18 protein-coding genes are annotated in these 18,256 nt (G+C 74.7%); 9 read left to right on the top strand and 9 right to left on the bottom strand.

Annotated elements, in window-relative coordinates; all coding sequences use genetic code 11:
* Positions 1-42 precede the first annotated feature (42 nt).
* The gene (locus tag FHR77_RS09515) at positions 43-2,322 is read right to left on the bottom strand and encodes a hypothetical protein (RefSeq protein WP_167259876.1); all 2,280 of its coding nucleotides are present in this window, start codon (positions 2,320-2,322) and stop codon (positions 43-45) included.
* A 238-nt stretch (positions 2,323-2,560) separates the two neighbouring features.
* Here FHR77_RS09515 and FHR77_RS09510 point away from each other — a divergent pair, with 238 nt between their 5' ends.
* A complete protein-coding gene (locus FHR77_RS09510) occupies positions 2,561-3,142 on the top strand; it encodes a LemA family protein (RefSeq protein ID WP_056056679.1) in 582 nt (193 codons plus the stop codon).
* A gap of 3 nt (positions 3,143-3,145) precedes the next feature.
* On the opposite strand, the gene FHR77_RS09505 is transcribed toward FHR77_RS09510, so the two are convergent.
* On the bottom strand, positions 3,146-4,399 hold the full coding sequence (locus FHR77_RS09505) for a DNA glycosylase AlkZ-like family protein (RefSeq protein ID WP_167259874.1): 1,254 nt from the start codon (positions 4,397-4,399) through the stop codon (positions 3,146-3,148).
* 155 nt (positions 4,400-4,554) lie between these two features.
* On the opposite strand from FHR77_RS09505, the gene FHR77_RS09500 reads away from it, so the two are divergent.
* Together FHR77_RS09500 and ilvA are read left to right on the top strand one after the other, a co-directional pair.
* Positions 4,555-5,961: an AI-2E family transporter gene (locus tag FHR77_RS09500; RefSeq protein ID WP_208380779.1), complete on the top strand. Its 1,407-nt coding sequence runs from the start codon at positions 4,555-4,557 to the stop codon at positions 5,959-5,961.
* Positions 5,954-7,192 carry a threonine ammonia-lyase gene (gene ilvA / locus FHR77_RS09495; RefSeq protein ID WP_167259872.1) on the top strand — a complete coding sequence of 413 codons (1,239 nt, stop codon included), beginning with the start codon at positions 5,954-5,956 and terminating at the stop codon, positions 7,190-7,192. Before FHR77_RS09500 ends, ilvA begins: the two co-directional genes overlap by 8 nt.
* Positions 7,193-7,246: 54 nt before the next feature.
* On the opposite strand, the gene greA is transcribed toward ilvA, so the two are convergent.
* Entirely contained in the window at positions 7,247-7,741 is a 495-nt protein-coding gene (gene greA / locus FHR77_RS09490; RefSeq protein ID WP_056056674.1) for a transcription elongation factor GreA, read from the bottom strand.
* 163 nt (positions 7,742-7,904) lie between these two features.
* Complete coding sequence (locus FHR77_RS09485; protein WP_167259870.1) at positions 7,905-8,360, bottom strand: DUF4307 domain-containing protein; 456 nt, start codon at positions 8,358-8,360, stop codon at positions 7,905-7,907.
* Between the two features lie 69 nt (positions 8,361-8,429).
* Between FHR77_RS09485 and mca the strand changes: the two genes are divergently transcribed.
* Positions 8,430-9,323 (top strand): mycothiol conjugate amidase Mca, encoded by an 894-nt coding sequence (gene mca / locus FHR77_RS09480; RefSeq protein WP_341777303.1) that lies wholly within the window; start codon positions 8,430-8,432, stop codon positions 9,321-9,323.
* Positions 9,320-9,658, top strand: a complete 339-nt coding sequence (locus tag FHR77_RS15610) for a hypothetical protein (protein ID WP_208380778.1) — start codon at positions 9,320-9,322, stop codon at positions 9,656-9,658. The genes mca and FHR77_RS15610 overlap by 4 nt, the downstream gene beginning before the upstream one ends.
* Here FHR77_RS15610 and trhA read toward each other — a convergent pair.
* A complete protein-coding gene (gene trhA, locus FHR77_RS09470) occupies positions 9,655-10,395 on the bottom strand; it encodes a PAQR family membrane homeostasis protein TrhA (protein WP_167259868.1) in 741 nt (246 codons plus the stop codon). The two genes, FHR77_RS15610 and trhA, sit on opposite strands and share 4 nt — an antisense overlap.
* Before the next feature lie 83 nt (positions 10,396-10,478).
* On the opposite strand from trhA, the gene FHR77_RS09465 reads away from it, so the two are divergent.
* The 4 genes from FHR77_RS09465 to FHR77_RS09450 all read left to right on the top strand — a co-directional run bounded on the left by FHR77_RS09465 (position 10,479) and on the right by FHR77_RS09450 (position 15,129).
* Positions 10,479-11,267, top strand: a complete 789-nt coding sequence (locus FHR77_RS09465; protein WP_235491255.1) for an isoprenyl transferase — start codon at positions 10,479-10,481, stop codon at positions 11,265-11,267.
* A 123-nt stretch (positions 11,268-11,390) separates the two neighbouring features.
* Positions 11,391-12,518: an aminotransferase class V-fold PLP-dependent enzyme gene (locus FHR77_RS09460; protein WP_167259866.1), complete on the top strand. Its 1,128-nt coding sequence runs from the start codon at positions 11,391-11,393 to the stop codon at positions 12,516-12,518.
* A gap of 269 nt (positions 12,519-12,787) precedes the next feature.
* Complete coding sequence (locus FHR77_RS09455; RefSeq protein ID WP_341777302.1) at positions 12,788-14,212, top strand: RNA 5'-3' helicase PhoH2; 1,425 nt, start codon at positions 12,788-12,790, stop codon at positions 14,210-14,212.
* A gap of 236 nt (positions 14,213-14,448) precedes the next feature.
* Complete coding sequence (locus tag FHR77_RS09450) at positions 14,449-15,129, top strand: prepilin peptidase (protein ID WP_167259864.1); 681 nt, start codon at positions 14,449-14,451, stop codon at positions 15,127-15,129.
* A 76-nt stretch (positions 15,130-15,205) separates the two neighbouring features.
* Here FHR77_RS09450 and FHR77_RS09445 read toward each other — a convergent pair whose 3' ends face one another.
* The 4 genes from FHR77_RS09445 to FHR77_RS09430 form a co-directional block, all read right to left on the bottom strand.
* Complete coding sequence (locus FHR77_RS09445; RefSeq protein ID WP_167259862.1) at positions 15,206-16,600, bottom strand: aspartate ammonia-lyase; 1,395 nt, start codon at positions 16,598-16,600, stop codon at positions 15,206-15,208.
* A 65-nt stretch (positions 16,601-16,665) separates the two neighbouring features.
* Complete coding sequence (locus FHR77_RS09440; RefSeq protein WP_341777301.1) at positions 16,666-17,328, bottom strand: carbonic anhydrase; 663 nt, start codon at positions 17,326-17,328, stop codon at positions 16,666-16,668.
* Positions 17,325-17,999: a DUF4245 domain-containing protein gene (locus FHR77_RS09435; RefSeq protein ID WP_167259860.1), complete on the bottom strand. Its 675-nt coding sequence runs from the start codon at positions 17,997-17,999 to the stop codon at positions 17,325-17,327. The genes FHR77_RS09440 and FHR77_RS09435 overlap by 4 nt, the downstream gene beginning before the upstream one ends.
* Positions 17,996-18,256, bottom strand: coding sequence for an exodeoxyribonuclease VII small subunit (locus FHR77_RS09430; RefSeq protein ID WP_056056660.1), 261 nt, complete (start codon positions 18,254-18,256; stop codon positions 17,996-17,998). Before FHR77_RS09430 ends, FHR77_RS09435 begins: the two co-directional genes overlap by 4 nt.

Here is an 18,256-nt window from a genome sequence, read left to right as displayed (position 1 = left end):
CGCCGTCAGGGCGACGCGGCCGACGCGGGCGACGGGCGCGGCTCAGGCCTCGCGGCCCGCGGGCTCGACCACGCGCAGCCAGAGCCAGGCCGCGACGGCCGCGAGCGCCGCGACCGCGCTGGCCGCCACGAGCGGCACGACCGGGAACGCCGCCGTCGGCGCCCCGACGAAGACCACCGCGGCGACGCTCACGCCGACCACGACGAGCCCGACGTAGGCGCCGCGCGACCAGGCCCAGACGCGTCGCCCCGGCAGGCCACCGAGCGGCACGAGCGAGACGACGAGCGAGCCGAGCCCGGCCAGGCACACGGTCGCGAGCGTCTCGCGGGCGAGCTCAGCGCCCGCGCCGGCCCCGGCCGCAGCCCCGGGCACGACGCCGTGGAGCACCCACGCCGCCCCGCCGAGCACGACGAGGGCTCCGAGCTGCGCGGCCGCCGCGACGCCGCCGTCACGGGAGTCGGGCTCGCGCGGGGCCTCCGCGCCGCGGTGTCGCCCGGACGACGACGGCACGGCGACGAGGGCGCCCGTGAGCAGCACCCCCAGCACGAGCGGCGGGTCGAGCGAGAGGGCCCGCGTGGCCGCGCACGCCACGACGGCCGCCAGCAGGAGGCGCGGTGACATCCGCACGCGCAGGGCCAGACCCCGGGCCCGCGCGACGAGCAGGGCGGGCAGCGCCACGCCCAGCCCGTTGAGCACGACGAGGCCGATCACGATGCCGAGCGCCAGGCGGGCGTACTGCAGCTCGTCGTCGACGCCGGCGGCGACGGCCGTGACGGCGGCGCCCGCGACCAGTGCCAGGGCGACCGGCAGCCACGGGCTGACCGTGGCCGCGCTGAACGACGTGGGCAGCTCGACGCCGCGGTTGCGGCCGGTCAGCGAGGCGCGGCGCCGTCGCTGCCTCCCGCGCAGTGACGCGGCCGCGAGGCGGGCCGGCGCGGCCACGAGCAGGAGGAACAGCAGCGCCAGACCGCCGGCGAGCGCCCAGGCCGGGCCGCCGAGGGTCTGGCCGAGCGTGGGCAGGTGCTCCCCGAACGAGGTGGCGGTGGCCCAGGTGCCCCGGGGGCCGTCACCGGCGCCGGGGGCGCCCCCCGCGCCTCCTGCGGCGTCGTCGGTCGGCGATCCGCCGTCGCCGCCCGGCGACCCGGGCGCGACCGGCGCGGCCGACGTCGACGGGCCTGGGGGCGACGGGGCGGCGGTGGGGGCGGGCGTGGCGCCGGGGCGAGGCGTGGGGCCCACGACGGGAGGCGCGACGGCCGACCCCGGGTCGACCACGGTCACGGTGACGCCGGCCGAGGGGGGCCCGTAGTTGCCCGCCGGGTCGACGAGGGCGGCCTGGACGACGTGCGAGCCGAGGGGGAGGTCGGAGCCGGCGGTGCTGCACGACCACGGGCCGTCGCCGACGACGACCTGGCAGACGGGGGAGCTGTCGACGTAGACGGTCGCGAGTGCTCCGGCCTCGCCGCTGCCGGTGACGGTCACGGGCTGCGCGGCGATCCGCTGCCCGGCCGTCGGCGAGGTGAGGCGCGGCGCGCCGGGCGGGTCGCGGTCGACCCGCACCGAGACGGCGCTCGAGGCGGCGGAGCTGGGCACGTCGGGCACGGAGGGCGACGACTGCGTCGCGGTCACCGTGTACGAGCCGGAGGGGAAGGAGGAGGCGGGCAGCGTCGTCGTCCACGACCCGTCGCCGCCGGCGGTCGCCGTGGCGCGGGCGCCGCCGCCGGCCGTGACGGTCACCGTGGCGCCGGGCGCGGCCGTGCCGGAGAGCTTGCCGCCCACGAGGAGGCCGCCGCGGACGGTCGGCGGGGTCAGCACCGAGAACGGGCCCGAGTCGACGTCGGGCGCGCTCGGCTGGTCGAGGTCGCGGGCCGTCGCCGTCCAGCCTGCGCCGGTGGGCACCGGCCCGGAGCACGACCACGCCCCGTCGGCGCCGGCCGTCACCGCGTCGCAGAGGGTGCGGAACGTGCCCGAGCCGCTGACGGAGACCTTGACGCGCGCGTCGGCGGTCGCGGTGCCGCTGACGAGCACCGTGCCCGTCGCGCTGTCGCCCACCGAGCCGATCGTCGGCGCTGCCGGCTCGGCGGTGGGCGGGGGAGTCGTGGGCGGGGCACCGAGGGAGGGCGGCGCCGGCGACGGGGTCGGGCTCGCCGCCGCCCAGCCGGGTGCGGACGGCCCGGCGAGCAGCAGCGCGAGGCCCAGGACGGCCGCGAGGGCCACGGTGACGGACGCCCGGGCCCTGCCCTGCGCCGAGGCGTGCCGGAGGCCCGCGGGGCGGCCGGTCGGTGCCGGGCGTCGCGGGGCGGCGGAGGGCGGGAGGTCGATCACTGAGACCCATTCAGCACGGCCGCGGGGGACAAGTCAATCCGCTGCGCGGAGGAGGACCGTGTGCTCCTCCGCGCCGGTCGACGACGCATGTCGTGAGTTCGCTCCGAGAACGCCCAGTCGACGTGGAGGCCCCGTCGGGCGCATTTATAGTGTTCTCCGGACCGAGCCCCGACCCGACGACGTCTCCGAGCCTCCCGCTCGGCCGCGGGTCGCCACGCACCTGGAGGAGTCACCCGTCATGCAACCCGGCCTCACCGGCATCCTCGTCGCCGTCGGCGTCGTCGTCCTCCTCCTGCTCCTCGCGGGCATCTGGGCCTGGGCGTCGTACCACTCGCTCGTGGCGCTCCGCACCCGGGTCGACGAGGCGTGGGACGGCATCGTCGTCCAGATGCGCCGCCGGGCCGAGCTGGTGCCGACGATCGTCGAGCAGGTCAGGGGCTACGCGTCGCACGAGACCAAGGCGCTCGAGACCGTCGAGCGCGCCCGGGTCGAGACCCTCGAGGCGAGCACCCCGGCGGCCGCGTCGACCGCCGAGGGGCACCTGCAGACCGCCCTCCGCGGGGCCTTCACGGTCTCCGAGTCGTTCCCCCAGCTGCAGGCGAGCCAGTCGTTCCTCCAGCTGCAGTCCGAGCTCGTCGAGACCGAGGACGGCCTCCAGGCCGCCCGTCGCTCCTACAACGGCGGCGTCCGCGAGCTGAACGCGAAGGCCGCCGGCTTCCCGGCGCGGCTCTTCGCCCCGCGCCTGGGCGTCTCGCAGCGCGACTTCTTCGAGGTCGAGCAGCCGTCGACCATCGCCGAGCCGCCGCGCGTCCAGTTCTGACCCCTAGCTGACGTCGCCCGCACCGGCGTCGTGGGCGGCTGCCACGTCACCCGCCCCGACGGCGCCCCGCAGCGTCGCCGCGAGGTCGCCCCGGTCGACGACCTCCACCCGCTCGAGCCCCTGCCAGCGGGCCGCCCGCGCCAGCAGGGCCGCGAGCCGGTCGACGTCGACGGGCAGGTCGCGCTCCCGCCACGAGGCCTGGACCCGCAGCACGCGGGCCTGCCGGTCGCTCTTCAGGTCGACGCGGGCGACGAGCTGGTCGCCCTGCAGCACCGGCAGCACGTAGTAGCCGTGCACCCTCTTCTCCTGCGGGGTGTAGATCTCGATCCGGTAGCGGAACCCGAACAGGCGCTCCGCCCGGGGCCGGGTCCAGACCACGGGGTCGAACGGCGAGAGCAGGGCGTCGGCGGTGATCCCCCGCGGGAAGGTCGCGTCGCGGTGCAGCCAGCCGCCCCGCGGCCAGCCCGGCACGGTCACCGGCGTCACGACGCCCTGGTCGGCCAGGTCGTGCAGGGCGGGCACGACGTCGGCCGTCTTCATGCGCCAGTGGTCGGCGAGGTCGGCGGTGGTCGCCACGCCGGAGGCGCGGGCCGCGTGGGCGAGCAGTCGACGGTGGGCCTCCTCCCGCCCCACCTCGACGGCGAGGAGCTCGGCGGGCAGCACCTGCTCGGGCAGCGCGTACACCCGCTCGAAGCGTCGTCGCCCGGCGCTGACCAGCGCCCCCACGCGGAAGAGCGCCTCGAGCCCGCGCTTGACGTCGCTCCAGCCCCACCACGGCCCCGTGCGCCGGTTCGCGTCGTGCTCGACGAGGCTCGCGGGCAGCGGGCCCTCGCCGCGCAGCTCGTCGAGCAGCCAGGCGGCCGTCCGGGCGTTGGCCGACAGCCACGACCCGGGGTCGCCCTCCGCCCGGGCCCGGTGGTCGTCCATGCGCCAGCGCATCAGCGGCCAGGTCTCGACGGGCAGCAGCGCGGCCTCGTGCGCCCAGTACTCGACGTACCGCCCGCGCGGGGCGAACAGCAGCCCGTCGAGCCGGTCGCGGTCGTAGTGGCCGAGACGCGCGAAGACGGGGAGGTGGTGGCTGCGCTCGAAGACGTTCACCGAGTCGATCTGCAGCAGGCCGAGGCGGTCGACGACGCCGTGGAGCTGCCGGGCGCCGACGACCCGGGGGCCTGCCGCCTCGGCGACGGGCCGGCCGAGGCCCTGCGCGGCGAGGGCCGTGCGGCGGGCCTGGGCGGGGGAGAGGGCGTCGCGGGTCACGGGGCGACCCTACCGACGGCCGCCGACACGGCCGACCCGGCCCGCGCCTCCTCGTGTCCCGGTGCCGACGCAGCCGGGCACGAGACGGGGTCAGCATGCCGGGAGGGGCATGTGGCGCGGGCGTCACGGTCGGCCGCGACACCTACACTGAGCGCATGAACCGCCTCCGACGGCTCCTCCGACGCCCCCCGGGCAGCGGCGTCGCGACGCCCGTGCCCGCCGAGCCCGTGCCCGCCGAGCCCGTGCCCGGCGCCGCGGCGCTCCCGCCGGCCTCCGTCACGGGCCCGGAGGCCACCACCGAGCGCCGTACGGAGGGCGACCTCGACGGCGCCCTGCCCCGCGGCGTCGTCGTCGCCGGCGCGTGGTCGTGGCGCGTCCTCGCGATCGTCGGCGTCATCGCCGTCTTCGTCTGGCTGGTCATCCAGCTGCGCATCATCGTCGTGCCGTTCATGGTGGCCCTGCTCATCGCGGCGCTGCTCGTGCCCCTCTCGTCGTGGCTGCAGCGGCACGGCTGGCCGAAGTGGCTCGCCGTCGTCGTCAGCCTCGTCGGCTTCGTCGTCGTCGTGGCCGGGCTGCTCTACCTCGTCGTGCTGCAGATCATCGACGGCTGGCCCCAGCTGCGCGACCGGTCGGTGGCCTCGTACGTCGAGCTGAAGGGCGTGCTGCTCGACTCGCCCCTGCACCTCACCGAGGCGCAGCTGAACGGCTACGTGACCGACGCCGTGACCGCCCTGCAGCAGGACAGCCAGCCGCTCCTGCGCGGCGCCCTCTCCGTCGGCACGACGGCCGGCCACGTCGGCGCCGGGCTCGTGCTCGTGCTCTTCTCGACGATCTTCGTCCTGGCCGGCGGCGGCGACATCTGGCGCTGGTTCGTCCGTCTCTTCCCGCGACGCGCCCGGACGGCCGTCGACGGCGCGGGCCGCGCCGGCTGGACGACGCTGACCAACTTCGTCAAGGTGCAGATCCTCGTCGCCGCGGTCGACGCCGTGGGCATCGGCCTGGGCGCGTTCTTCCTGGGCCTCCCGCTCGTCGCGCCGATCGCCATCGCGGTCTTCCTCGGCTCGTTCGTGCCCGTGGTCGGCGCGGTCGCGACCGGCACCGTCGCCGTCGTCATCGCGCTGGTCTACAACGGCTGGCTGGTGGCGCTGGCGATGCTCGTGGTCGTGATCATCGTGCAGCAGATCGAGGGCCACGTGCTGCAGCCCTTCGTCATGGGCGGCGCCGTCAAGGTGCACCCGCTGGCCGTGGTCTTCGCGGTCGCGGCGGGCGCCCTCCTCGCGGGCATCCCCGGCGCGCTCTTCGCGGTGCCCGTCGTCGCGGTGCTGAACGTCATGGTTTCGTACGTCGCGGGCGGCAGCTGGCGCGACGGGCCACGGTCGGTGCCCGCTCCGCCGGGTCGGGTGCCCCCGGGCCCGTCGGCCGGCGCCCCCGCCCCGAACACCGGGGGCGGCACCGTGGTCGGCCCCGCGGCCACGTCCCCCGCGGTCACGTCCCCCTCCTCGGTCGACCCGGCCGCCGCCTCCGCTCGTCCCTCCCCGTCCCGAAAGGCCGCTGATGCCTGACCTCACCATCGCCGGGCCCACCCTGGCCGAGATCGAGGAGGCGCGGGTCCGCGTCTCGACGGTCGCCCGCGTCACGCCGATGGAGAGCTCGCGGTTCCTGGCCGACGTGCTGGGCTCGCCGGTGTACCTCAAGTGCGAGAACCTGCAGCGCACGGGCTCGTACAAGATCCGGGGCGCCTACAACCGCCTCACGCAGCTCTCCGACGTCGAGAAGGCGCGGGGGGTCGTGGCCGCCTCGGCCGGCAACCACGCCCAGGGCGTGGCCTTCGCGGCGCGGGAGCTCGGCATCGCCGCCACCATCTTCATGCCGGTCGGGGTCGCCCTGCCCAAGCTGCAGGCCACCCGCGACTACGGGGCCGACGTGGTGCTCAGCGGCCACGCCGTCGAGCAGTCGCTGATGGCCGCCAAGGAGTTCGCGGCCACCACCGGCGCCGTCTTCATCCCGCCCTTCGACCACCCCGACGTCGTCGCCGGGCAGGGCACCGTCGGCCTCGAGATCCTCGACCAGGTGCCCGACGTCGACACGGTCATCGTGCCGATCGGCGGCGGCGGGCTCATCTCGGGCGTCGCGAGCGCCCTCAAGCAGAACGCCGCCCGGACGGGCCGCGACGTCCGCATCATCGGGGTGCAGGCGGTCAACGCGGCCCCCTACGCGGTGTCGATGAAGCGCGGCGTCCGCACCGACATCGAGGCCCTGCCGACGATCGCCGACGGCATCGCGGTCGCGAAGCCGGGCGTGCTGAACTTCGAGATCGTCCGCGAGACCGTCGACGAGGTCGTCACGGTCAGCGACGACGACACCGCCCGCGCGATGCTCGTCATGCTCGAGCGCGCGAAGCTCGTCGTCGAGGCCGCGGGCGCCGTCGGCGTGGCCGCGGTGCTCACCGAGCAGGTGCGCGACCTCGGCACCACCGTCATCGTCCTCAGCGGGGGCAACATCGACCCCCTGATGATGGAGCGCGTGATCGGCCGCGGGCTCGCGGCTGCCGAGCGCTACCTCAAGCTGCGGGTCGGCCTGCCCGACCGCCCCGGTCAGCTGACCCGGGTGTCGGAGATCCTGTCCGACGCGAACGCGAACGTCGTCGAGGTGCTGCACACCCGGCACGGCCGCGGGCTGCAGATCAGCGAGGTGGAGCTCGAGCTCAGCGTCGAGACGCGCGGCCCCGAGCACGTCCAACACGTGCTGCAGCGCCTCCGCGACGCCGGCTACGAGCCCCGCGTCGACTTCTAGGACGACGACGGCCCCCGCTCCGAGGAGCGGGGGCCGTCGTCGTCAGCGCCGAGACTACGGCGTGTAGGTCTCGACCGCGGTGACGGAGACCGCGATCTCCTTGCCGTTGGGGGCCGTGTAGCTCGTCGAGTCGCCGACCTTCAGGCCGTTGATGGCCTGGCCGAGCGGGCTGGTCTCGCTGTAGACCGAGAGGTCGCTGTCGGCGGCGATGATCTCGCGGTTGCCGAGCAGGAAGGTGCTGGGGTCGCCGGCGATCGTCGCGGTGACGACGGTGCCGGGGCCGACGATGCCGGCGGCAGCGGTCGACTCGCCGACCGTGGCGTTCTTCAGGAGGTTGGTGAGCACCCGGATGCGCGCCTCCATCTTGCCCTGCTCGTCCTTCGCGGCGTGGTAGCCGCCGTTCTCCTTGAGGTCGCCCTCTTCACGCGCCGCCTCGATGCGGGCGGTGATCTCCTTGCGGCCCTCGCCGCTCAGGGTGGCGAGCTCGGCCTGGAGGCGGTCGCGGGCGTCGGGCGTCAGCCAGGTCGTGGCGTCGTTGGCGTCGTTCATGGTGTCTCCGTTCGTGTGGCGGCCCGGCCGCGCGGTCGCCCGCGCGGGTGGTCCGGTCACGGGTGCTCACGTCGCGCGTGCGGGGAGCCGCGGGGCGGACGAGGCACGCCCCTCGAAAGAAGGAGACCGGCCGAGTGGCCGGTCTCCGGTGATCCGATGCAGTCTACGGAAGCCAGCACTCGTAGATCAACCCCGTCACCGCCCGCTCGCTGGTGGCCAGCGAGGTGGTGTACGTGGTCGAGTGCTGCGCCGCGGCGGGAAGGTGGACGACCTTCCAGCCGACGATCGCGAACTTCTGGTTCTGCGCCTGGACGGCGCAGCTGACCTCGGTGCCCGGCTGCACGCTGACGGTGTACTGCACGTCGACCGAGCGGTCGTCGAGCACGGTGTAGCCCACGTCGGTGCTCTCGAGCTTCGACCCGTCGCCGTCGAAGGCGGCGAAGACGACCCAGGCGGCGAAGACCACGACGAAGGCGACCGCGACCGAGACGGCGATCACCGTGCGCCGGCGGCGCGTGCCCGGCGACCGGCCGTAGCGGTCGTCGAGGTGCGACGAGCGAGCCGTGTCGGGGGCCGGCGTCGAGGGCGCCGGAGATGCTGCGGGGGGCGTGGACGCCACTCGGGACTCCGTCCGATTATCCTGGTCACAGGGTAGCAACGTCTGCCCTGCACGAATTGCGAGGAACCCGTGACCCTGCGCCTCTTGGCCGTCCACGCCCATCCCGACGACGAGTCCAGCAAGGGCTCGGCGACGTACGCCCACTACCGCAGCCTCGGCGTCGAGGTCCTCGTCGTCAGCTGCACCGGTGGTGAGCAGGGCTCCATCCTCAACGAGCAGCTGGAGGCCCGGCACCACGCCGAGCGCGACATCGCCGGCCTGCGCGTCCACGAGATGCGCGCCGCCCAGGAGGCGATGGGCGTCGACCACGTCTGGCTCGGCTACGCCGACTCCGGGCTGCCGGCCGAGGGCGAGCCGGTCGCCGTGAACTCGTTCGCGACGATCCCGCTCGAGACGAGCGCCGAGCCCCTCGTCGCCGTCATCCGTCGCTTCCGCCCGCAGGTGCTCATCACCTACGACGAGAACGGCGGCTACCCGCACCCCGACCACATCCGCACCCACGAGATCTCGATGGAGGCCTTCCGCGCCGCCGCCGACCCCGCGCGCTACCCTGCCACGGGCGAGCCGTGGTCGATCGAGAAGGTCTACTACGACCGGATGTTCAGCACGGGCCGCATCGAGGCGATGATCAGCCACCTCCGCGAGAGCGATCCGGAGTCGCCGCTGATCGAGCGCCTCGCCGAGATGCTCGAGCGCTTCAGCGACCGGCCCGACCTGGCCACCACGAAGGTGCCGGTCTCCGACTTCTTCCCCGTGCGCGACGCGGCCCTCCGCGCCCACGCGAGCCAGGTGCCGCTCGACAGCGCGTTCTTCTTCTGGCCGAACGACCTCCAGGTGCGGGCCTGGCCGACGGAGGACTTCCAGCTGGTCGAGTCGACCGTCGAGTCGACCCTGCCCGAGACCGACCTCTTCGCCGGCGTCGTCGACCCCGACACCGGCCTCGTCGGGACGGAGCGCTCGTGACCGCCCTCGGCGACCTCGCCCTCGGGGCGACCGTGCGCCTCCTCGCGCAGCCCTCCACCCCGTCGCCGACGCTGCCGGCCTCGACCGTGCCCGACGAGGCCGTCACGCCCGGCGTCTGGGGCTTCGTCGCGATCGCGTTCGTGGCGATCGCGACCGTGCTGATCATCGTCGACATGACGCGGCGGGTGCGCCGCACGCGCTACCGCGGCGAGGTCCGGGAGCGCATCGAGGCCGAGCGGGCCGAGGCGAGCCAGGCCGCGGCGGGCCTGGACGAGGAGGCGCGGCCCGGCCAGGGCGACGACGAGCCGTTCCGCGAGGGCGGGCCCCGGGCCTAGCCGAACGACGGCGCGTTCAGCGCCAGCACGAGGATCCCGCTCCAGTGGCAGAGGTACGCCGCCACCGTGCAGGCGTGGAACAGCTCGTGGAAGCCGAAGTGGCCCGGTGCCGGGTTCGGGCGCTTCAGGCCGTAGAACGTGGCGCCCACGACATAGAGCAGCCCGCCGACCAGCACGAGCACCGTCATCGGCACGCTCGCCGCGACGAGGTCGGGCAGGAAGCCCAGCGCGCCGACGCCCATCAGCACGTAGAGCGGCACGTACAGCCAGCGCGGCGCGTGGATGAAGAAGACCCGGAAGGCGATGCCGAGGGCCGCCGCCGTCCAGACGAGCACGAGCAGCAGCTCCGACTTGCCCGGCGGCAGCGCGATGGCCGCGATGGGCGTGTAGGTGCCGGCGATGAGCAGGAAGATGTTCGAGTGGTCGAGCCGCTTGAGGAACATCTTGGCGCCGGGGCTCCACGGGAACCGGTGGTACGTCGCCGAGATCCCGAAGAGCAGCAGCGAGGTCGTCATGAAGACGGCCGAGGCCCACGTCGCGGCGGTGCCGTCGGCCAGCACGACGAGCACCACGCCGGTGGCGATCGCCACCGGGAAGGTCGCGGCGTGGATCCAGCCGCGCCAGGTCGGCTTGCGTTCGATGGACGCGTAGTCGAGGGCGTCGTCGAGGAGGGGCAGGTTCGGGAGGTCGGCGCCGCCGTCCTCGGCCACGCCGTCGCGCGCGGGGGTCGTGCTCATGCCCCCGAGCGTAGGCGAGGGGCCGGGGAGGCGGGGGACGAGGCGCTGGGAATCTCCCGCCGAGCGTGGGTTAACGTAGGCACGTGAAGAACCGTCGGCGCACCCCCCTGGCCGGTGGCGTGCTCTACGGCCTCTACCAGCGTCGGCTCCGCCGTGAGCTCGAGGGCGCGGAGCTGCCGCACCACGTCGCCATGATCGTCGACGGCAACCGGCGGTGGGCCAAGCTCCGCATGCTCGAGACGGCCGCGCACGGCCACCGGGCGGGCGCCGCGAAGATCAGCGAGTTCCTCACCTGGTGCGACGACCTGGGCATCCGGGTGGTGACCCTCTACCTCCTGTCGGCGGACAACCTCGGCAACCGCGCCTCCGACGAGCTCACCGAGCTGTTCGGCATCATCGGCGACGTCGCCGACGAGCTGTCGCGGCAGCGCGACTGGCGGGTGCAGCACGTGGGGTCGACCGACGACCTGCCGCCGTCGCTCCGCGAGTCGCTCTCGCGGGCGCAGACGAGCACGGCCGACCGTGGCGGGCTGCACGTCAACCTCGCCGTCGGGTACGGCGGGCGTCGCGAGATCGCCGACGCCATGCGCAGCATCGTCCGCGAGCACGACGCCGCGGGCGGCACCCTCGACGCGCTCGCCGAGGTGCTCACGCCCGAGCTCATCGCGCAGCACCTCTACACCGGCGGGCAGCCCGACCCCGACCTCGTCATCCGCACCTCGGGCGAGCAGCGGCTCAGCGACTTCATGCTCTGGCAGAGCGCCCACAGCGAGTTCTACTTCGTCGAGGCCTTCTACCCCGACCTCCGCGAGGTCGACTTCCTCCGGGCGGTGCGCGACTTCGCGCTCCGGCACCGGCGGTACGGCAGCTGACGGCAGGGCTGTCCTCCGGGCGCTGACCCGCGCCTCCTCCCGGACAGCAGGGGGGCCTCAGGGCGACGCGCCGGCGCGTCGCGCACTACCGTAGGAGGCTGACCCCCACCCGAGGAGCCGACCGTGACCACCATCGACGAGTTCGCCGCCGGCTTCGCCGACGAGCCCGGCTACTTCGACTTCGCCAAGTACGGCCCCATCTCGACCCCGGTCGCGGAGGAGCAGCGCGGCCTCGTCGACCTGCAGGCCCGCTCGCGGCACGGCTCGGAGATCGCCCTCGACGAGCAGGCCGGCCGCGTGCGCCGGGCGGTCTCGGCGCTCGTCGGGTTCCCCGCCGACCAGGTCGTCTTCCAGCCCAACACCAGCGAGGGCCTGCTGCACACGATGTTCGGCCTCACCGGGCAGATCGTCCTCTCGGCCCGCGAGTACCCGAGCCTGCCGCTCGCGGTGACCCGCGCCTCGTCGGCCCTGCGGGTGCTCGACCCGGTCTGGATGGACCCGACCTACGGCGCCGTGACGCCCGCCCTCGTGCAGGAGCACCTCACGTCGTCGACCACGGCCGTGGCCGTGAGCGCCGTCGACTACCGCACGGGGTACCTCGCTGACCTCGAGGGCATCCGCCAGGTCATCGGCGACCGCCTGCTGATCGTCGACGCCGTCCAGGGCCTCGGCGTCGCCGACCTGCCGTGGTCGCTGGCCGACGTCGTCATGGCCGGCGGCCAGAAGTGGCTGCGCGCCGGCTGGGGCACGGGCTTCCTGGCGCTCAGCGAGCGCGCCGCGACCGAGCTCACCCCGGTGTTCACCGGCGTCGCGGGCTCCGAGCTCGTGCTCGGCGGCCGGTACGACCAGCCGGTGCCCGTCCGGGCCGGCGCGGCCGCGTTCCAGGTGGCGAACCCCGACCCCATCGCGCAGGCCCGGCTCGCCACGGCCGCCGAGGCCGTCACGGCGGTCGGGGTGCCGGCCATCGCGGCGGCGGTCGCCGAGCGCGCCTCCCGGCTGATCGACCTCGCCGACGAGGCCGCGGTGCCCGTCATGTCGTCGCGCGACGAGGCGGAGCGGGCCGGCATCGTCGTGCTCCAGCCCGAGCCGGCACAGCTGACGACCCTCACGGCCGCGTTCATCAACCACGGCGTCACCGCGACGGTGCGCGACACGACGGTGCGGCTCAGCACCCACGTGTCGAACGACGACGAGTCGTTCGACCTGCTGCGGGCGGCGCTGACGTCGTTCGGGAGCGCGGTCACCTACTAGCGGCGACCGGCGCGGGCGGCCGGCACCGCGACTCCTCGGGGCCCTGCCCTCGGCGTCGTCCAGGTCTCGACCAGAGCATGAGGGTCGTTCACCTGATCGTCACACGACGCGGCGCGTCGCCGTCGACACGGCCGCCGGGCTCGTCGTAGGTTCGCATCACCGGGCAAGTCGTCCGGTCGAGGCGGCCACGAAAGTTCGTCCTCGTGTCGCACTCCGGCCGTCTCCGCCGCAAGCGAACGGGTGCCCAGGCACCCGGAGATGGAGTCGTCGTGACCTCGCTGAACGAGCCCCGCACCGAGACCCGGACCGATCAGAGCACCGACCGCGGCACCGACCGCGGGCCGGGCAGCGGCCACGGACGCGCTGCCGAGACCCTCGCCGGGGAGGCGCGTGGCACGTCGGTCGCTCAGCGCACGTACGTGCTCGACACCTCCGTCCTCCTCTCCGACCCGCAGGCGGTCTTCCGCTTCGCCGAGCACGACGTCGTCCTGCCCGTCGTGGTGGTCAGCGAGCTCGAGGGCAAGCGGCACGACCCCGAGCTCGGCTACTTCGCCCGGCAGGCGCTGCGGCTGCTCGACGACCTGCGCGTGCAGCACGACCGCCTCGACTTCCCCGTGGCGGTCGGCGACGGCGGGTCGTTCCGGGTCGAGCTGAACCACTCGAACATGTCGGTGCTGCCCTCCGGGCTCCAGCTCGGCGACAACGACTCGCGCATCCTCGCCGTGGCCAGCAACCTCGCCGCCGACGGCCTCGCCGTCACCGTCGTCTCGAAGGACCTGCCGCTGCGCGTCAAGGCGGCGTCGATCGGCCTGGCCGCGGAGGAGTACCGCGCCGAGCAGGTCGTCGACAGCGGGTACACCGGGCAGATGGCGCTCGACGTCTCGAGCGAGCAGATGGCGACCTTCTGGGAGACGGAGCGGCTCAGCTCGCGCGCGCTCGGCGACGTGCCGGTCAACACCGGCGTCGTCGTGCACTCCGACCGCGGCTCGGCCCTCGGCCGCGTGACGGCCCGGGGCGAGGCGCGGCTGGTGCGCGGTGACCGCGACGTGTTCGGCCTGCACGGACGCTCGGCGGAGCAGCGGCTCGCCATCGACCTGCTGCTCGACCCCGAGGTGGGCATCGTCTCGCTCGGCGGCAGCGCGGGCACCGGCAAGTCGGCGCTCGCGCTCTGCGCGGGGCTGGAGGCGGTGCTCGAGAAGCAGCAGCACAAGAAGATCATGGTGTTCCGCCCGCTCTACGCGGTCGGCGGGCAGGACCTCGGCTTCCTGCCCGGCGACGCCGGCGAGAAGATGAACCCGTGGGGCCAGGCGGTGTTCGACACGCTCGGCGCCCTGGTCTCGCAGAACGTCCTCGACGAGATCGTCGAGCGCGGCCTGCTCGAGGTGCTGCCCCTCACGCACATCCGCGGGCGCTCGCTGCACGACGCGTTCGTGATCGTCGACGAGGCCCAGTCGCTCGAGCGGAACGTGCTGCTCACGGTGCTGAGCCGCATCGGGCAGAACTCGCGGGTCGTGCTGACCCACGACGTCGCGCAGCGCGACAACCTGCGGGTCGGCCGCCACGACGGCGTCGCCTCGGTGATCGAGACGCTCAAGGGGCACCCGCTGTTCGGGCACGTCACGCTGACGCGGTCGGAGCGGAGCGCCATCGCGGCGCTCGTCACCGAGCTGCTGGAGTCGAACGAGCTGAGCTGAGCCGGGCCGTCGCACGGCCCCCTGCGGGGGTGCGGCGGGTCGGTGTGCTCCCCGGCGGGTGGGCGCCCGCCCGCCGGGGCCGACCACGACCCGCCGCGCCGCCGTCGCCGGGCCGGAGGGCACCACCGGGGAGGCGCGGGTCGCCCGGTCCTCCCCAGCCCGGTCACGAGGGCCGCGGTCCCCGATCGGCGACCACGGCGCCCGCGACGAGGTGCGCTGCGCGGCACCCTCGGCGCATGACGACGCCACCGGACCCCCCTCCCGCCGCTCCCGCGCCCCGACCGGCAGGCCGAGCACGTGCCCTGCGCCGGCGCTGGCACCTGGTCGTGGCCGCCGCCGTGCCCGCCGCGCTCCTGGCGGCCGTGGTGCTGGCGTCCTCGCCGCCCCCGGCCGTCGCGGTCGTCGTCGCCGTCGCGCTGCTGGTCACGCCCGGGCTCGTGGTCACCGACCTGGTCTCCCGTCGGCTGCCCGACCGGCTCGTGGGCCCGCTCGTCGCGGCCACGCTCGGGGGCCTGGTGCTCCACGCCGCGACGGGCGCGGGCTCCTGGCCGTCGGTGCTGCAGGGGCTGGCGGTGGGCGTCGCCGTGCTCGTCGCCGGGGGAGCGGTCTCGTGGTGGGGCGGCCTCGGCATGGGCGACGTCAAGCTCGGCGCCGCCCTGGCGACGTCGACGGCGCTCACGGGCACCGCTGCGGAGATCGCCGGGGGAGCCGTGCTCGCGACGGGCAGCGTCGTGGCCGCCGGAGCCGTCGCCGTCGCGGTCCGACGCGCACGCAGAGCCCGGGGTCCGGGCGACGCCCGGCTCGGCAGCGGCGCGGAGGGCACGGGCCCCGCGCGGGGCGTCCCGCTCGGGCCCGTGCTGCTCGCCGCGTGGTGGGCGACCGTCACGGTGGAGGCGACCGGCGCCTCCACCGCGTGACGGCCCCGGTCAGCCCGGCGCGGCCCGGGGCTGTCGACGGCCCCGGGCCGGGCCTGCCGTCGGCCCCGGAGGCGAGCTAGCCCGGATGGGTCATGCTCAGCACGTCGAGGGCGGAGTCGAGCTGCTCCTCCGTCACCTCGCCGCGCTCGACGAAGCCGAGGTCGACGACGGCCTCGCGCACGGTGAGCTTCTGCGCCACGGCGTGCTTCGCGACCTTGGCAGCGGCCTCGTAGCCGATCACGCGGTTGAGGGGCGTGACGATCGCGGGCGACGACTCCGCCAGGGCGCGGGCGTGCTCGACGTTGGCCTCGAGCCCGTCGACGGTCTTGTCGGCGAGGGCGCGCACGCCGTTCGAGAGCAGGCGGATCGACTCGAGCAGGGCGGTGCCCATCACGGGGATGGCGACGTTGAGCTCGAAGGCCCCCGAGGCGCCGGCCCAGGCGATCGTCGCGTCGTTGCCGATCACGCGCGCCGAGACCATGAGGACGGCCTCCGGGATGACCGGGTTCACCTTGCCCGGCATGATCGACGAGCCCGGCTGCAGGTCGGGGACGTGCAGCTCGCCGAGCCCGGCGTTCGGCCCGGAGCCCATCCAGCGGATGTCGTTGTTGATCTTGGTCAGGCTCACCGAGACGACGCGGAGGGCGCCCGAGGCCTCGACGAGCGCGTCGCGCGCGCCCTGGGCCTCGAAGTGGTCGAGGGCCTCGGTGACGGGCAGCCCGCTGTCGGCCGCGAGGGCGGCGATGACCCGCTGGGGGAAGCCGACGGGCGTGTTGATGCCCGTGCCGGTCGCGGTGCCGCCGAGCGGCACCTCGGCGACGCGGGGCAGCGTGGCGCGCACGCGCTCGACCCCGAGCCGGATCTGGCGGGCGTAGCCGCCGAACTCCTGGCCGAGGGTGACCGGCGTCGCGTCCATCAGGTGGGTGCGGCCCGCCTTGACGACGTCTGCCCACTCGACGGCCTTGCGCTCGAGCGACTCGGCGAGGTGCTCGAGCGAGGGCACGAGCTGCTCGAGCAGAGCGCCCGTGACGGCGACGTGCACCGACGTCGGGAAGACGTCGTTCGACGACTGCGAGGCGTTGACGTGGTCGTTCGGGTGCACCGGGGTGCCGTCGACGGTGCCGGCCAGCGTCGCCAGAACCTCGTTCATGTTCATGTTCGACGAGGTGCCGCTGCCCGTCTGGTAGACGTCCACCGGGAACTGGTCGTGGTGCTGGCCGCCGATCACGGCGTCGGCGGCCGTGACGATCGCGTCGGCGACGGCCGGGGCGACGATGCCCATCTCGCCGTTCACGATCGCGGCGGCGCGCTTGATGCGCGCCAGCGCCACGATCTGCGCCGGCTCGAGGCCGGCCCCCGAGATCGGGAAGTTCTCGACGGCACGCTGGGTCTGGGCGCGGTACAGCGCCGATGCGGGCACCCGCACCTCTCCCATCGTGTCGTGCTCGATGCGGTACTCGGATGTGGTCACGGCGTCGTGGTCCCTTCCTGTGGCCCTCGTGGGGCGCTCTCGACCCCGGCTCGCCGGGGGTGGTCTCAGAGGCGGCCGATGACGACCGAGCGGTCGACACGGCCGTTCGCGAGGTCGTAGTTCGCCCCCACGACGGCGAGCCGACCCTCGGCGATCGCCGTGGCGACCAGGGCCGAGCGGCCGACCAGCGTCTCGACGGAGGCCTCGATGTGCAGCTTGCCGACCGAGCGGGGGTCGAGCACGGCCCCGGGCTCGAGGTCGATCGTGGCGCGGCGCACCGAGGGCACGATCATCTCGACGAGGTCGCCGAGGAAGCGCGACCCGGGAGGCGCGGTGGAGGTCATCGACTCGATGGCCGTCGCGACGGCGCCGCAGCTGTCGTGCCCCAGCACGACGATGAGCGGCACGTTGAGCACCGAGACCGCGTACTCGAGGGAGGCGATCACGGTGTCGCCGACGACCTGGCCGGCGTTCCGCACGACGAAGAGGTCGCCGAGGCCGACGTCGAAGATGATCTCGGCCGCGAGGCGCGAGTCGGCGCAGCCGAAGAGCGCGGCGACGGGCTCCTGGCCGCCGGCGAGCAGCGACCGCCGGTCGCTGTCCTGGTGGGGGTGCTCGGGGCTGTTCGCGACGAAGCGGTCGTTGCCGTCGGCCATGCGCTGCCAGGCCTGGCCGGGGGTCAGGTGCTCGGGGGCCGAGGGCGTGGCGGTGGTCTCGGGGGAGGTCACGATCGGGTGCTCGTCTCGTCGGCGATCTGCTCGGCGAGGGCGGTCGCCAGGGTCTCGAACTCGGTGTCGTCGGCCGTGCCGTGCAGCACGTACGAGCTGCGGTCGACGGTGGTCGTCAGGCTGTAGGCGTAGTTGCCGGGGTCGTCGGCGTCGCGCTGGTCGTAGACCAGCCAGTCGAGCCCGCCGATCGTCGTGGTGCCGTTCGGCACGGCCGTCTGCACGGCGGCGCTGACCCAGGTGTCGTTGGCGTCGATGCCCTGCTCGAGGGCGATGAACTGGTCGGCCGGGGTGATCAGGCCGACGTACCAGGTCGAGACGCCGTCGGCCGTGCCCGTGTCGATCTCGGCACGGTTCGACGACCAGCCGTCGGGCAGGGCGGGGGCGGCGAGCGGCACGTCGACGCTGGCCTCGGACTGCTCGGCGACGCTGCGGTAGTCGATCACCTGGCGGTTGACGGTGCCACCGGGGCGGACGACCACGAGCACGAGGAACAGCACGATGCCGAGCGACGCGAGGATGGAGAGCGTGAGGTTCTTCGCCGTCTGGTTGGCGTAGTGCTTGCGGGTGTTCTCGGCCTTCCGCCGGGCCGTCTCGTCGGGCGTCTCGGGGCGGCCGAGCTCGGCGACGACACGGGGCTCCTTCGGGCGTCGGCCCCTGCCCTCGCCGCTCATTCGGCGGTCACCTGGCGGCGAGCGGCCTCGAGGCGCTCTCGGGCGCCCATCAGCCACTCCTCGCAGCGGCGGGCCAGGGCCTCGCCCCTCTCCCACAGGGCCAGCGACCGCTCGAGCGTCGACCCACCCTGCTCCAGCTCGGCGACGACGCGGACGAGCTCGTCGCGGGCCTGCTCGTAGCTCAGCGACGAGACGTCGGGAGCGGAGTCGGCGCTGGCCGCGGGGGAGTCGGAGGGGGTCGTGGTCACGGGCACCAT

The organism is Frigoribacterium endophyticum, assembly GCF_011759585.1.
Classification (GTDB): domain Bacteria; phylum Actinomycetota; class Actinomycetes; order Actinomycetales; family Microbacteriaceae; genus Frigoribacterium; species Frigoribacterium endophyticum.
Note: the sequence above shows the minus strand (reverse complement) of the source record. Positions and strands in the feature narration are given on the sequence as shown.

What these genes read in the sequence shown, in the direction of transcription:
- FHR77_RS09510 (WP_056056679.1), top strand. Translation starts at nt 2,561, where the DNA reads ATGCAACCCGGCCTCACCGGCATCCTCGTCGCCGTCGGCGTCGTCGTC.
- FHR77_RS09500 (WP_208380779.1), top strand. Translation starts at nt 4,555, where the DNA reads ATGAACCGCCTCCGACGGCTCCTCCGACGCCCCCCGGGCAGCGGCGTC.
- ilvA (WP_167259872.1), top strand. Translation starts at nt 5,954, where the DNA reads ATGCCTGACCTCACCATCGCCGGGCCCACCCTGGCCGAGATCGAGGAG.
- greA (WP_056056674.1), bottom strand. Translation starts at nt 7,741, where the DNA reads ATGAACGACGCCAACGACGCCACGACCTGGCTGACGCCCGACGCCCGC.
- trhA (WP_167259868.1), bottom strand. Translation starts at nt 10,395, where the DNA reads ATGAGCACGACCCCCGCGCGCGACGGCGTGGCCGAGGACGGCGGCGCC.
- FHR77_RS09450 (WP_167259864.1), top strand. Translation starts at nt 14,449, where the DNA reads ATGACGACGCCACCGGACCCCCCTCCCGCCGCTCCCGCGCCCCGACCG.
- FHR77_RS09435 (WP_167259860.1), bottom strand. Translation starts at nt 17,999, where the DNA reads ATGAGCGGCGAGGGCAGGGGCCGACGCCCGAAGGAGCCCCGTGTCGTC.
- FHR77_RS09430 (WP_056056660.1), bottom strand. Translation starts at nt 18,256, where the DNA reads ATGGTGCCCGTGACCACGACCCCCTCCGACTCCCCCGCGGCCAGCGCC.